2 protein-coding genes are annotated in these 15,135 nt (G+C 73.2%); both read left to right on the forward strand.

Translation table 11 applies throughout. From position 1 onward, the window contains the following. Nucleotides 1–518: 518 nt before the first annotated feature. Entirely contained in the window at nt 519–6,740 is a 6,222-nt protein-coding gene (locus tag OG455_RS32010) for an SDR family NAD(P)-dependent oxidoreductase (RefSeq protein WP_266299737.1), read from the forward strand. 62 nt (nt 6,741–6,802) lie between these two features. Further along, nucleotides 6,803–15,133 (forward strand): type I polyketide synthase, encoded by an 8,331-nt coding sequence (locus OG455_RS32015; RefSeq protein WP_266299739.1) that lies wholly within the window; start codon nt 6,803–6,805, stop codon nt 15,131–15,133. The last annotated feature ends 2 nt before the right edge of the window (nt 15,134–15,135 follow it).

The raw sequence follows: 15,135 nt of genomic DNA on the forward strand, positions 1-15,135 counted from the left end.
ACGTTGCCCCGCCCGCCGCGACGATTCGGCGGGCCTGCGCACGGATGCGCGCGCACAATCAAAGGAGCGCACGAGAGCTTCACATTGCGTTCCCTTGGGAGTGTGGATCATCGCAATGTGTTCATTGCGCCTAGTGGTGATACAGGATACTGTCGCAAAGGATCACGAGCGTCACGGAGTATTGGCACTAATCTTGCCGCGAGTATCTCGCGGCCGGGAGATTTGTGGCCCCGGCGGTGCGCGCCGTGATGATCACGGGGGAATCACGGGGAGTAGGAATGGTTTTCTTCAATTTCTAGCGGGCTGTTCCCGCTTCATACGGCGATTTTGCTGACCTCCTGGGGTCGGGCAAACGCGTGTTTCGATTCTGCATGCTGCCGCGCCGAGGCGCGGAATCAGCGCCGGGAGTCCCTTTCGCGACTTCGAGGTGCTCATGGTTGGTCCCTGGGTGGGGCCGGGCTGCACTGACGCTTCGACACTGTTCTGGGACGTATACCGACTTGCCGGGATGGATACCGATGGCCGACTCGCTGACGTTCTCCGAGACCTTCACCGTCACCACCGACAACCCCTTGCTGCAGGGTCACGTCGTGCACGGGCGCAGCCTGCTGCCCGGGGTCGGCTACGTGGACCTCGTGCTCCAGGTCCTCGCCCGGCACGGTCAGGCCATGCGGGAGGTCGAACTGCGGAATCTCACCATTCTCGCGCCGCTCGTGGTCGCGCCCGGCGACCCGGTCCTGGCCACCGTCGCGGGGCGGCCCGCCCCCGGCGGGGGGTGGCGGATCGAGGTCACCAGTCGGCGCCGGGACGAGGCCGCGGAGATCCTGCACGCGCGGGTGACGGCAGAGAGGTGCGCCCCGACGGCCTTCCAGGAGCGACTGGCGTTACCCCTCGCCGGAGCGGACCGGCTCACCACGCTCTCCGATATCTACTCCTGGCTCCGGGGACGCGAACTGGTCCACTCCGGCTTGATGAAGATCGACGGTGTGGTCCACCGGCGGGCCGAGGACTGGGTTGTGGAGCTGGAACTCCCCGCGGCGCAGCACAGAGGTGCGGACCGCTTCCTCTTCCATCCGGCCCTGTTCGAGGCAGGGTTGCTCGGCGGCAGCGTGGGCCTCCACATGCTGCATGATGGGGTCGAGAGCGAGGAGCTCTACCTGCCCCTGGTCTTCGAGTCGTTCCGCGCGGCGGCACCGCTGGGCCGGCGCTGCTTCGTCAGGGTCCCGGCCGGATCGGCCCGCAGGGACGACGAACTCATGCGACTCTCCGTGGAGTTCTACGACGAGACGGGGGCGAAGGTCGCCGAGGTCGGCCGGCTCACGGCGAAGCGGGTGCGGGCCGTGTCAGCCCTCGATGTTCGTGCCGAGCCGCCGGCCCCGGAGGCCGGGGCCACACTCGCCGCTCCGCGTTCGGGGGCCGGGGCACCAGCCGCCGTGGCCACTGTTGGGCAGGATGTCATTGGCATACTGCGGGAGTTGGTCGCGGCGCGGCTGGCGGTGCCGCCGGCGCAGGTCGATGTCGACGGCGGATTCTACGAGTTGGGACTGGGTTCGGCACAGCTGGTGTCCATGGTGCCCGATCTGGAGGACCGGCTGTCGCTGTCGCTGTCACCGACGATCATGTTCGAGTACAGGTCGATCGCCCAGCTGGCGGCCTCGCTGCAGGAAGAGCTCGCGGCGGCCGGCGTGGGGCGGCGGGACAGTGTCGGCACCGACCTCGCCGATGTGCTGTCCGCGACCCGAGCGGCCTTGGTCGACGAGGTGTCGGCACTGCTGAAGGTGCCGGCCGGTGAAGTGCAACCGGAGGGTGAATTCAGCGAGTTCGGCTTCGACCGCACTGGTCTCGCCCAGCTGGTGGTCCGGCTGAACGAGCGCTATGGACTGGCGCTCACACCCGCCGTCGTCAGCGAACGCCCGACCGTGCAGGCTCTGGCCGAGTACCTGGCCGAGTACCTGGCCGAGGTGAGGCGCGAGTCGGTGTCGGCCGCGGACGGCCCGGCCACCGTGGCTGCGACCCACGTGGCTGAGACCCGCCCGCATCCGCTGCTGCAGCGCGAAGTGCGCGGCGCGGTCGGCATCACGTACCTGACGCGTTTCGACGGTGACGAGCCGTTCCTGCGGGACCACCAGGTGCGCGGCTCCCGGGTGCTCCCTGCCGTCGTGCAGTTGGAGATGGCGCGTGCGGCGGTCCAGCGCGCACTCGGTCAGGAGCAGCCCGGCCGGGTGCGGCTGGACGACGTCGTGTGGCTGCGCCAGGCGACCTGTGACCAGGACGGACTGGAACTGCGAATCGATGTGGAGCCGTTGGCCGGCGGCGGCTGGGACTACTCGGTTCAGTACCTGTCCGGCGACGGCGAGTTCGTGCTCTGCAGCCAGGGTCGCGCGAGCCTGCCGGAGGACGGCCACCGTGGCCTGCCGCGACTGGACGAACTGCGCGCGGCCTGCGCCGAGCGGGTGGTTCCCGCCACGGACATCTATCAGTTGTACGAGCGGGTGGGCATGGACTACGGCCCCGCGCAGCGCTCCCTGGTGGCCGTGGGCCTCGGCACGGACGGGACCGGACGGCCCCAGGCACTGGCGGAGCTGCGGCTGCCCGCGGCGGCGGAGCGGTCGGCCGACTGGCGGCTGCACCCGAGCATCCTGGACGGCGCACTGCAGGCCATCGTCGGCCTGCGGTTGACGCCGCCGGGCTCCACCGGGCAACCGGCGCGTCCCGCCCTGCCGTTCGCCGTGCAGCACGTGGAGTCCGCCGCCGCCACCCCCGCGATGGCGTACGCCTGGATCCGGCACCAGCCTGGCGGCGACCCCGACTCGGTGAAGGCAAGGCTGGACATCACCGTCTTCGACGAGGACGGCCTGGCGTGTGCGGACCTGACCGGTCTCAGCACCCGGATCCTCGTGGACACTCCGGCGTCGGCGTCGGCGTCGGCTCCGACGCCGACGCCGACGCAGGCGGCCGCGAGCCGGCCTGCGGCCGCCCAGCACGTCGAAACCGACATCGCGGTCGTCGGTCTCAGCGGCCGCTACCCGGAGTCGGATGACCTGAGCGAGTTCTGGCAGAACCTCCGTTCCGGGCGTGACTGCATTCGGGAGGTGCCGGCGGAGCGCTGGGACCACCGCCGGTACGCCGACGTCGGTGGCTCCTCCTCGGGCCGGTGGGGCGGCTTCATCGACGGCATCGACCGGTTCGACTCACTGTTCTTCCAGATCTCGCCGCACGAGGCCGAGCTCCTCGACCCCCAGGAGCGCCTCTTCGTCGAGTGCGCCCACCACGCGCTGGAGGACGCCGGATACACCGGCGAGCTGCTGGCCCGGGCGGCGGCCGAGCCGGGCGGCGCCGCGGCGGCCGTCGCGCCGTCGGGCAAGGTGGGCGTCTTCGTCGGTGCGATGTACCAGGAGTACCAGCTCTACGGCGCGCAGGCGCAGGAGCGCGGCCAGGCGGTCACGCTGTCGAGCAGCGCGTCCGGCATCGCCAACCGGGTCTCGTACAGCTACGGCTTCAAGGGGCCGAGCATGGCCGTGGACTCCATGTGCTCGTCCTCGCTGACGGCCATCCACCTGGCCTGCGAGGCGATCAGGAGCGGCCAGTGCGAGATGGCGCTCGCCGGAGGGGTGAACCTCCACTCCCATCCGAACAAGTTCCTGATGCTGAGCCAGCGCCGCTTCCTGTCCAGCGACGGGCGCTGCCGCAGTTTCGGTGAGGGCGGCGACGGCTACGTGCCGGGCGAGGGCGTCGGCGTCGTCGTGCTCAAGCCCCTGGCGCGGGCGGTCGCCGACGGGGACCACATCTACGGGGTGGTCAAGGGGACCGCGCTGAACCACGGCGGTCGGGCCCCCGGCTACTCGGTGCCCTCCCCGACCGCGCAGGGCGAGGTCATCACCGAGGCGCTCACGGCCGCGGGCGTCGACCCTCGCTCGGTCAGCTACCTGGAGGCACACGGCACGGGGACGGCCCTGGGCGACCCGCTCGAAATCGTCGGCCTGACCAAGGCGTTCCAGGCCAACGGCGGCCTGCCGGCGCAGTGCGCGATCGGCTCGGTCAAGTCGAACATCGGGCACTGCGAGGGCGCGGCCGGCATCGCCGGCGTCACCAAGGTGTTGCTGCAACTCCAGCACGGGGAGCTGGTGCCGAGCCTGCACTCCAGCACGCTCAACTCGCACATCGACTTCGGCCGCGCTCCGGTGCGGGTGCAGCGCGAGCTGGCACCGTGGCACCGCCCGACCGTCGAGATCGACGGGGAACACCGAACGTTCCCACGGATCGCCGGCGTGTCCGGCTTCGGCGCCGGCGGCTCGAACGCCCACATCGTCATCGCCGAGTTCCAGCCGCGACAGGCCGGCTCCCACCCGGCGCCGCCCGCGCCGGCCGGCCGGCCCGCACTGTTGGTGCTCTCCGCGCAGAGCGAGGACCAACTCGTGCAGCAGGCCGAACGGTTGCGCGCACGGCTGGCGGAGCTGACCGACGACGCGCTCCCCGACGTGGCCTGGACCCTGCAGATCGGGCGGATGGCGTTGGAGGAACGACTCGCCTTCGCCGCGACCTCGCTGGACGCCGCCAGGGCCCAGCTCGAGTCGTTCATCGCCGACCCGCTGCGGCCGGGCACCTGGACGCGGGGCACCGCCCGTCCCGTTCGGCGGACCTCTGGCGGCACGGACGAACACGCGCTGCGGGCGGCCGCGTCCGACTGGACCGACCGCGGTGAGCACGGCGACCTCTTGCGCCTGTGGGCCGACGGTGCCGCGGTGAACTGGGAGACGCTCCACCCCGCGGCCCCGCCCGCACGGCGCATCTCCCTGCCCGGGTACCCCTTCGCTCGCGACCGCTGCTGGTTCGACCCGGACCTCGGCGACGCGCCGGAGGAGAAGGCGCCGGAGGAGAAGGCGCCGGAGGAGAAGGCGCTCGCTCCCGTAGCCGCCCCGGTGGCGGTCTCACGACCGGACGCGGCTGCCGCGGCGGCGGACGAGATGGTGCTGCTACGGCCCGGATGGGTCGCGCGGGACGCTCGACTTGCCGCCACCGCCACCGCCACCGCCACCGCCACCGCCGCCACCGCCGCCGCAGGACCCGGCTCGGGTCAGGCAGGTGACGGGTTCACCGAGCATCACGTCCTGGTGCTCGGCCGGTTCGAGGCCGGGGAGCGCGACGCGTTCCGGGCCGCTCTGCCGACCGGCGCCGCCTGCCAGTTCGTGGAGGCCGGGGACGGATCGCTGGACCGGCAGTACGGCGAGGTCGTGGAGCGGGTGTTCACGCTGGTCCAGGGGATCCTCAAGGGTGGCCTGAGGCGACCGGTGCTGGTTCAGGTGGCGCTGGTCGGTACCGCCGGCACGGACACCGAACGGGAGCGGCTGGCCTGCTTCGGCGGGGTGGCGGGGCTGCTGAAGACGGCCCACCAGGAGAACCCGTTCCTGTACGTGCAGTACGTCGAGTGTCTTGACGGTATGTCAATTACAGGAGTCGTCAGCCGACTTGAGTCCGAGGCGGTGCGCGATCCCGAACCGGAGGTGCGCTACCGCGACGGCCGCCGCCTGGTCGCCCGGCCTACGCGGGTCAGCCATCCCCGAGTCGTGGATTCGCCGTGGACGGAGGGCGGTGTCTACCTCGTCACCGGCGGTGCCGGGGGCCTTGGCCGGATCGTGGCGGCGGAGATCGCCGCTTCGGTGAGCCAGGCCACCGTGGTCCTCACCGGCAGGTCACCGCTGGACGAGGAGAAGCGGCGCTCGCTGAACGAGCTGCGCGCCACCGGGCTGGCCGTCGACTACCAGCGCGCCGACGTGGCCGACCGGGACGCGGTGGAGCGCGTGCTGGCCCATATCGCCGACAACTACGGGCCGTTGACCGGCATCGTGCACAGCGCGGGCGTCGTGGCCGACAACTTCCTGATCCGCAAGAGCCCCCAGGAGCTGGCGCGGGTGCTGGCGCCGAAGGTCCGCGGCCTGGTCAACCTGGACGAACTGAGCAGCGGGCTGCCGCTGGAGGCGTTCGTCTGCTTCTCCTCCATCACCGGCGCGTTCGGCAACGCCGGCCAGGGCGACTACGCCGCCGCCAACGCGTTCATGGACACCTACGCGGCCTACCGCAACCGGCTCGTCCACGCCGGCCTGCGCACCGGCGACACGGTCTCCATCAACTGGCCGTTCTGGGAGGAAGGCGGCATAGGCGGCGCCGCCGTCAGGGAGAACCTGCGCACCCTGGGCCTCATCCCCCTGGACACCACCCGCGCCCTCACCGCACTGCGCTACGCCATGACCCCCGAGGACAGCACCCTCACCAACGGCAGGCTGACCGTCCTCGTGGGCGGACGCGGCGAGTTGGAGTCCCTGTTCACCGGTGACCCCGAGGAGCCGTCAGGCGACCGGGTCGGGTCCGCCACCCGCTCAGCCCGCGACGCGACCGCCGCCGACCCGCTGGCCGGACCCGACCCGCTGGCCGGACCCGACCCGGTCGGGACGCCGGACGACGAAGGCACCGCCCACGCGCTGGAGGGCGCCGCGGTCGAACACCTGCGGCGGCTGCTGGCCTCCGTGCTCAAGGTCAGGCCCGAACGGCTCTCCGCGGAGGCCCCGTTGGAGCGGTACGGGATGGACTCGGTCATCGCGGTGAGCGTGATCGGACAGCTGGAGAAGACCTTCGGGCCGCTGCCCCGAACCCTCCTGTTCGAGGTCGAGACCCTCCGCGAACTGGCCCGCTACTTCGCCACCGACCACCCGCAGGCGCTGCGCGCGCTGTTGATCTCGGCCTGACGATGCGGGAGACGGAGTTCGGTCCGCACCGCTACCAGGAACAACCGGAAGGGGAGCAGGGCATGCCCATGAACTATCCGACCGAGCGCGCGGTGGCCGTCGTCGGCATGTCCTGCCGAGTGCCGGGCGCCGACGGCCTGGACGCCTTCTGGCGGCTGCTGCTGGACGGTGTGGACGCGATCACCGACGTGCCCGGCGGACGGTGGGACCTCGACGGCGTGCCGGACGGGGCCGACCCGGCAGGGCACCGCAGGGGCGGCTTCCTCGACGGGGTCGCCGACTTCGACCCCGGGTTCTTCGGCATCTCGCCACGCGAGGCCGCGGCGATGGACCCGCAGCAGCGACTGGCCCTCGAACTCGCCTGGGAGGCACTGGAGCACGCCGGTGTCGTGCCGCAGAGCCTGCGCGGCGAGTCCGCGGCGGTCCTGCTCGGGGTCACCGGTGACGACTACGCCGCGCTCGTCCACCAGCATGGCCCCGACGCCGTGTCCCACCACTCGCTGGCAGGGCTGAGCCGGGGCGTCATCGCCAACCGGGTCTCCTACCACCTTGGTCTGCGCGGGCCCAGCCTCACGGTGGACGCGGCGCAGGCCTCCTCCCTGGTCGCCGTGCACATGGCCTGCGAGAGCCTGCTGTCGGGCACCACCGCACTGGCGCTGGCGGGCGGTGTGCACCTGAACCTGGTTCCGGACAGCACGCTCGCCTTCGCCCGCTCGGGCGCCCTCTCCCCGGACGGCCGCTGCTACACCTTCGACGCGCGCGCCAACGGCACCGTGCGGGGCGAAGGCGGCGGCGTGGTCGTCCTGAAGCGTCTCAGCGACGCCATCGCCGACGGTGACCGGGTGCAGTGCGTGCTGCTCGGCGGCGCGGTGAACAACGACGGCGGCGGCCAGGCCCTCACCGTCCCCGACGGTGACGCGCAGCGGGAACTGCTGCGCCAGGCCTACGCCCGGGCCGGGGTGGACCCGGCACAGGTGCGCTACGTCGAGCTGCACGGCAGTGGCACGAGGGCGGGTGACCCGGTGGAGGCGCAGGCCCTCGGCTCGGTCCTCGGCCAGGGGCGCGTCGACGGGCGGCCGCTGCTCGTGGGCTCGGTGAAGACCAACATCGGGCACCTGGACGGCGCCGGCGGTGTCATCGGGCTGATCAAGGTCGCGCTGTCGTTGCGGCACGGGATGGTCCCGGCGAGCCTGAACTACTCCGAGCCGAACCCGGCGATCCCGATGGAGCAGCTGAAGCTCCGGGTCAACGCCGCCACCGGCCCCTGGCCGCAGGGCCCGCGGCTCGCCGGCGTCAGCTCCTTCGGTCTGGGCGGCACCAACTGCCACCTGGTGGTGGCCCAGGGGCCCACCCAGCTCGGGGAAGCCGCTGTCGAGGAGACCGCTGTCGAGGAGACCGCTGTCGAGGAGACCGCCGAGGCCCCGATGCCGATGCCAGTGCCAGTGCCGGTGGCCGTGTCGGGCACCACCGAGCAGGCGCTGCGGGCCCAGGCACGGCGCTTGCTGGAATGGGTGGAGTCCGACGCCGGCCTGCGTCCGGTGGACGTGGGGTATTCGACGCTGACCACCCGAACCACGCTGGGGCGGCGCGGGGTTGTCGTCGCCTCGGACCGCGGCGAACTGCTGACCGCACTCGCGGCGCTGGCGGCGGGACAGGCCTCCCCGAACGTGGTGGAGGGCGCGGCCGCCCCCGCGTCGGGCGTGGTGTGGGTCTTTCCCGGCCAGGGGCCGCAGTGGGCCGGGATGGGGCTCGAACTATGGGACTCCTCACCGGTGTTCGCCGCCCGGATGGACGAGTGCGCGCGGCTGCTGAGCGGTCTGGTCGACTGGTCGCTGCGGCAGGTGCTCGCCGACGCGGCGGCGCTGGAGCGCATGGATGTCATGCAGCCCGCGCTCTTCGCGGTCCAGGTGTCGCTGGCCGAGGTGTGGCGCTCGGTCGGGCTCGCGCCCTCCGCCGTGGTGGGGCACTCCCAGGGTGAGATCACGGCGGCCTGCGCGGCGGGGATCCTCTCCCTGCCGGACGCCCTGCGGCTGATGGTCGAACGCAGCAAGGCCATCGTCGCTCGGCTCTCCGGACGCGGGGCGATGGCCCTGCTGGCCGTGCCGGTCGAGGACATCGACCAGGACCGGGTCGCGATCGGTGCCGTGAACGGGCCCGACGCCGTGGTCATCTCCGGGCCGGTGGACACCGTGCGCGCGATGGTGGCCGAGAGCAAGGCCCGCGGGGTGCGTGCCCGGATGGTCCCGATCGACTACGCCTCGCACTCGCCGCAGGTGGAGGAGATCCGTGACGAGGTGCTGCGGGCCGCCGAGGGGGTGACGGCCACACCGAGCGACGTCGCGTTCTACTCCACGGTCACCGGGGGCCGGCTGGACGCCGAGGCGCTGGACGCCGAGTACTGGTACCGAAACGTGCGGGAGACGGTCCGACTGGAGGACGCGGTCCGGGCGTTGGTCGCCGACGGGCACCGGGTGCTCCTGGAGGCCAGCCCGCACCCGGTGCTGACCACGCCGATCCAGGACACGGCGCGCGACACCCGCGAGGTGGTCGTGCAGGGCACGTTGCGCCGTGCGGACGGCGGGGTGCGACGGCTGCTGCTCTCGATGGCCGAGTTGCACGCGCAGGGCGTCGCGGTGGACTGGCGGGCGATGTTCGCGGGCGCCGGCGCCCGCGTCGTCGAGCTGCCCGGCTACGCGTTCCAGCGGCAGCCCTACTGGCTGAGCGGAGGGGGTGCCGCAGCGCCCGCGGCACGGATCGAATCGCCCGCGCAGGCCGCACCCGCCGTCGAGCCGACCGGCCTGGGGGAGCGGGAGCTGGAGGCCCTGGTCCGCTCCCAGGCGGCGGCCGTGCTCGGGTACGCCGACCCGCGCCTGGTCGAGGCCGACCGCTCGTTCAAGGACATCGGGTTCGACTCGGTCACCTCGGTGGAGCTCAGCAGCCGCCTGAGCCGCGCGACCGGTCTGCGGCTGCCGAGCACGCTGCTCTTCGACCGTCCCACCCTCACCGAGCTCGTGCGGCACCTCCATGACGAGCTGTCGGGGGGCGCCTCCGAGGGGAGACGGGCCGAGCGGGGCAGCGATCCGCACGAGGACGCGATCGCGATCGTGGGGATGGGCTGCCGGCTTCCGGGCGGCGTCTCGTCCCCGGAGGAGTTGTGGCGACTGGTGGCCGACGGGGTGGACGCGATCTCGGGGTTCCCCGAGGACCGCGGCTGGAACCTGGACCCGGCGAGCACCGGCAACGTGCGAACCGGCGGTTTCCTGGCGGACGCCCTGGAGTTCGACGCCGACTTCTTCCGGGTCAGCCCGCGCGAGGCACGGGCGATGGACCCTCAGCAGCGGCTGCTGCTGGAAACGTCCTGGGAGGCGTTGGAACGGTCCGGGTTGGACCCCACCACCCTGCGCGGGAGCCGGACGGCCGTCTTCATGGGCGTCATGAACCAGGACTATGTCCCCCCGCTGCACCAGGCGCCCGAGAGCTTCGGCGGGCACGCCCTGACCGGCGGTGCGCCCAGTGTGGCGTCGGGTCGCATCGCCTACACCTTCGGGTTCGAGGGCCCCGCGGTGACGGTGGACACGGCGTGTTCGTCCTCGCTGGTGTCGCTGCATCTGGCGGCGCAGTCGCTGCGTTCGGGGGAGTGCTCGCTGGCGCTGGCCGGTGGGGTGGCGGTGATGTCCACGCCCGGGATGTTCGTGGAGTTCTCCCGCCAGCGCGGGCTGTCGCCCGATGGCCGGTGCAAGGCGTTCTCGGACGCGGCCGACGGCACGGGATGGTCCGAGGGGGTGGGTGTGCTGGTGCTGGAGCGGCTGTCGGACGCGCGGCGCAGCGGGCACCGGGTGCTGGCCGTGGTGCGGGGTTCGGCGATCAACCAGGACGGCGCCTCCAACGGACTGAGCGCTCCGAACGGTCCTTCGCAGGAGCGGGTCATCCGTGAGGCGCTCGCGTCGGCCGGTCTGTCCGGGGCGGAGGTGGATGTGGTGGAGGCGCATGGCACGGGGACCACTCTGGGTGATCCGATCGAGGCGCGGGCTCTGCTGGCGACCTACGGGCGGGATCGGGTGGAGCCGCTCTGGTTGGGGTCGTTGAAGTCGAACATCGGTCATGCGCAGGCGGCGGCGGGTGTCGCGGGTGTGATCAAGATGGTGATGGCGATGGGGCACGGTGTGCTGCCGCGGACGTTGCATGTCGATGAGCCGTCGCGTCATGTGGACTGGTCGGCGGGGGCGGTGGAGCTGCTGACGGAGCAGCGGGTGTGGCCGCGCCTGGAGCGGCCGCGCCGGGCCGGCGTCTCGTCCTTCGGGATCAGTGGCACCAACGCGCACGTGATCCTGGAGCAGGCCGACCCGGTTGAGCCCGACGTGCCCGTCGAGCCCGACGTGCCCGTCGAGCCTGTCGTGCCCGTCGTGCCTGTCGTGCCTGTCGTGCCTGTCGAGCCCGACGCTCCCGACGCGAGGGCCGGGTCCGTGGTGCCGGTGGTGCTGTCGGGCGCGTCCGAGGAGGCGCTGCGGACCCAGGCGGCGCGGCTGCTGGAGTGGGTGGAGTCCGATGCCGAGCTGCGTCCGGTGGACGTGGGCTGGTCGCTGGCGACCTCGCGTACGGAGTTCGAGCACCGCGCCGTGCTCCTGGCCATGGACCGGGAGGAGCTGCTGACCGGTCTGGACGTGCTGGCCCAGGGGGCACAGGCCCCGGGGCCGGTCCAGGGGGCCGCCCGCCAGGGCGGCGGGAAGGTGGTCTTCGTCTTCCCCGGCCAGGGCTCGCAGTGGGCCGGCATGGCTGTTGAACTCCTGGACGCCTCACCGGTGTTCGCCGAGCGCATCGCCATGTGTGCGGCGGCGCTGGCCGAGTTCGTGGACTGGAACCTCCAGGGCGTGCTGCGGCAGCTGCCGGGCGAGCCGACGCTGGAGCGGGTGGACGTGGTGCAGCCCGCCTCCTGGGCCGTGATGGTCTCGCTCGCGGCGGTGTGGCGCTCCTACGGCGTCGAGCCCGCGGCGGTCGTGGGGCATTCGCAGGGCGAGATCGCGGCGGCGTGCGTGGCCGGTGCGCTGTCACTGGAGGACGGTGCCCGGGTGGTGGCGCTGCGCTCGCAGGCGATCGCCAAGGAGCTGGCCGGTCTCGGCGGGATGATGTCGCTGGCCCTGCCGGAGGCGGACGTGGAGTCCCGGCTGGCGCCGTGGCAGGGCCGGCTGGAGGTGGCGGCGCTCAACGGTCCGTCCGCCACGGTGGTCGCCGGTGATCCGCGGGCGCTTGAGGAGCTGCTCGCCGAGTGCGAGGCGCAGGGGGTGCGGGCGCGCCGGATCCCGGTGGACTACGCCTCGCACACCTCCCAGGTGGAGCGCATCGAGGAGCGGCTGTCGTCGGTGCTCGCGGACATCCGGCCGGTGCCCGCCCAGGTGCCGTTCTTCTCGACCGTCGAGCGGGACTGGCTGGGTGACGGGCTGGTGGACGCGCGCTACTGGTACCGGAACCTGCGGCGGACGGTGCAGTTCCACGCCGCGGTAAGGGCGCTGGCCGAGCAGGGCCACGACACGTTCATCGAGGTCAGCTCCCACCCGGTGCTCACCATCGCGCTCCAGGAGATCCTGGAGGGCGGCGCGCAGGCGGCACCCGCGACGGTGTCGGAGACGCTGCGGCGTCAGGAGGGAGGCCTGGCCCGCCTCCTGGCCTCGGTGGCCCAGGTCTGGACGCGCGGTGCCCCGGTCGAGTGGCGCCAGGCGTTCGCCGGCGCCGGCGCGTGCCGGGTCGACCTGCCGACGTACGCCTTCCAGCACCAGCGCTACTGGGCGGATGCCAGGCCGGACCAGCCCTTGCTGGTGCACGCCGTGGAGCTCGCGGACGGTGACGGCACCGTCCTGGCGGAGCGGCTGTCGCTGCGCGCGCGGCCCTGGCTGGCCGACCACCGGGTGCTCGGCCAGGTCGTGGTGCCGGGGACGGCGCTGCTGGAGATGGCCCTGACTCTCGGCGGCACGGTGGACGAACTGACCCTGCTCACGCCGCTGGTGCTGCCGGAGCGGGGCGAGGTCGAGGTGCAGCTGAGGGCCGGGGCGCCGGACGGGGCCGGCCGGCGCGAGTTGCGCATCCACGGCCGGGAGAGCGACGGTGCCGACCCGGGGTGGCGGCTCTACGCGACCGGGCAGGTGAGCGAGGCCGGGCCCGAGGGCCCGGGGTTCGACCTGACCGAGTGGCCGCCGCCCGGGGCGACGCCGGTGGAGCTGGCCGGCTGGTACGACCGGCTCGCCGAACTCGGCCTGGAGTACGGGCCGCTGTTCCAGAACCTGCGCCAGGTCTGGCAGCACGGCGACGACCTGCTCGCCGAGATGGCGCTGCGCGACGAGGCGGGATCGTTCACCGTGCACCCGGCGCTGCTGGACGCGGCGCTCCATCCGCTCGTGCTGGAGGCGGGTCCCGGCCCGCTGGTGCCGTTCTCCTGGGCCGGTGTGCGGTCCGTGCGTGCGGCCGGGCCCCGGCTGCGGGTCCGGATCACCCCGGCCGGCGAGCACCGGGCCTCGCTGTCCGTCGCCGACGGCAGCGGCGCCGAGGTGCTCTCGGTCGAGTCGCTGACGCTGCGGCCGCTGGACGCCCGGCGTTTCAACCCCAAGCTCTTCCAGGTCGAGTGGGTCGAGGCCGCCGCGCACGGCAGACCGGCCGGGCCGGCCGCCGCGGCCGCCGCGGCCGCCGTGCTCACGGTCGAGCCCGCCGATGGCGACGTGCCGGCGGCCGTGCACCGGACCGCGGAGACGGTGCTGCGCGGCGTCCAGCAGTGGCTGGCTGAGCACCAGGACGGTGCGTCCCGACTGGTGGTCACCACCCGGCGGGCGGTGGCCGTGACGACGGACGCGGCCATCGACCTGGCCGCCGCCACCGTGTGGGGGCTGCTCCGGTCGGCTCAGACCGAGCACCCCGACCGGATCGTACTGGTGGACTGCGAGGGCACCGGCGAGCTGACGGCGGATCAGCTGGGCCGCGCTCTGGCGGCCGGCGAGCCGCAGGTCGCCCTGCGCGCGGACCGGGTGCTGATCCCCCGGCTGGCCCGCGCCTCCGTCCCCGCCCCCGACCCTGGCCGGGCCTTGGCCGGCTCCGACGGCACGGTGCTGATCACCGGCGGGACCGGGGGACTGGGCGCCGCGGTGGCGCGGCACCTGGTGGCCGAGCACGGCGCGCGTCACCTGCTGCTGGTCAGCCGCAGTGGCACGGCCGCCGCCGGTGCGGGCGAGCTGGTGGCGGAGCTGAGCGCGGCGGGCGCCCGTGTCCAGGTGGCCGCCTGCGACGTCACCGACCGGGCCGAGCTGGCGAAGGTCATCGCGGCCGTGCCCGCGTCGGCGCCGCTGCGGGCCGTGGTGCACGCGGCGGGGGTGCTGGACGACGGCGCGGTGCAGTCGCTGACGCCGCCGCGGCTGCACGCGGTGCTGGCGGTGAAGGTGGATGCGGCCTGGCAGCTGCACGAGGCCACCCGCGGACTCGACCTGTCGGCCTTCGTGCTGTTCTCCTCCGTCTCGGCCACGGTCGGCCTGGCCGGGCAGGCGAACTACGCGGCCGCGAACGCCTTCCTGGACGCGCTGGCCCACGAGCGGCACCGGACGGGGCTGCCCGCGGTCGCGCTGGGCTGGGGGCTCTGGGAGCAGAGCACCGGCCTGACCGGCGGGCTCGGCGAAGCCGACCGGCAGCGGATCCTCAGGATGGGCCTGCGGCCGCTCCCCACGGACGAGGGGCTGGCGCTGCTCGACCTCGGGCTCGCCGCGGACCAGGCCCACCTGGTGCCCGTCCGGGTGGACCTGTCCGGGACGGGCGATGCCGAGCCGCCCGCGATGCTGCGCGGGCTGGTCCGCACCCGGGCCGGCCAGGCCGGTCAGGGCGCGCCGGGCGGCCGGGCCCGGCAGGGCACCGAGCCGCTGCGCGAGCGGTTGCTCACCATGTCCGACCACAACCGGGAGCGCACGGTACGGCAGCTGGTACAGGCCGAGATCGCGACCGCGCTGGGCCGGTCGGGACCGGATGACGTGCCCCCCGAGCGGGGCTTCACGGAACTGGGCTTCGACTCGCTGACCGCCCTTCAGCTGCGCAACCGGCTCGGTACCCGCACCGGGCTCACCCTGGCTGCCACGGTGACCTTCGACCACCCGAGTCCGGCCGCGCTGGCCCGGCACCTGCTGGAGCGGCTCGCCCCGGAACAGCCCGCGGCCGGACCCTCGGTCCTGGCGGAGCTGGACCGGCTGGAGGCGAGTGTGAGCGCCGTTGGCGAGGACCAGCGCACGGCTGTCGCCACCCGGCTCTGGGCGCTGCTGGCCACCCTGACCGCCGAGGCGGACGCGGCGGGAGCGGTGCCCGACCAGGAGCTCGCGGAGGCGAGCGCCGATGAACTCTTTGCCCTGATCGACGATGAGCTTGGAAGGCCCTGAGC

Origin of the sequence: Kitasatospora sp. NBC_01287, assembly GCF_026340565.1 — a bacterium.
Classification (GTDB): domain Bacteria; phylum Actinomycetota; class Actinomycetes; order Streptomycetales; family Streptomycetaceae; genus Kitasatospora.

Bases quoted from the DNA above. Each gene is read 5' to 3' on its own strand.
- OG455_RS32010 (WP_266299737.1), top strand. From the start codon at position 519: ATGGCCGACTCGCTGACGTTCTCCGAGACCTTCACCGTCACCACCGAC.
- OG455_RS32015 (WP_266299739.1), top strand. From the start codon at position 6,803: ATGCCCATGAACTATCCGACCGAGCGCGCGGTGGCCGTCGTCGGCATG.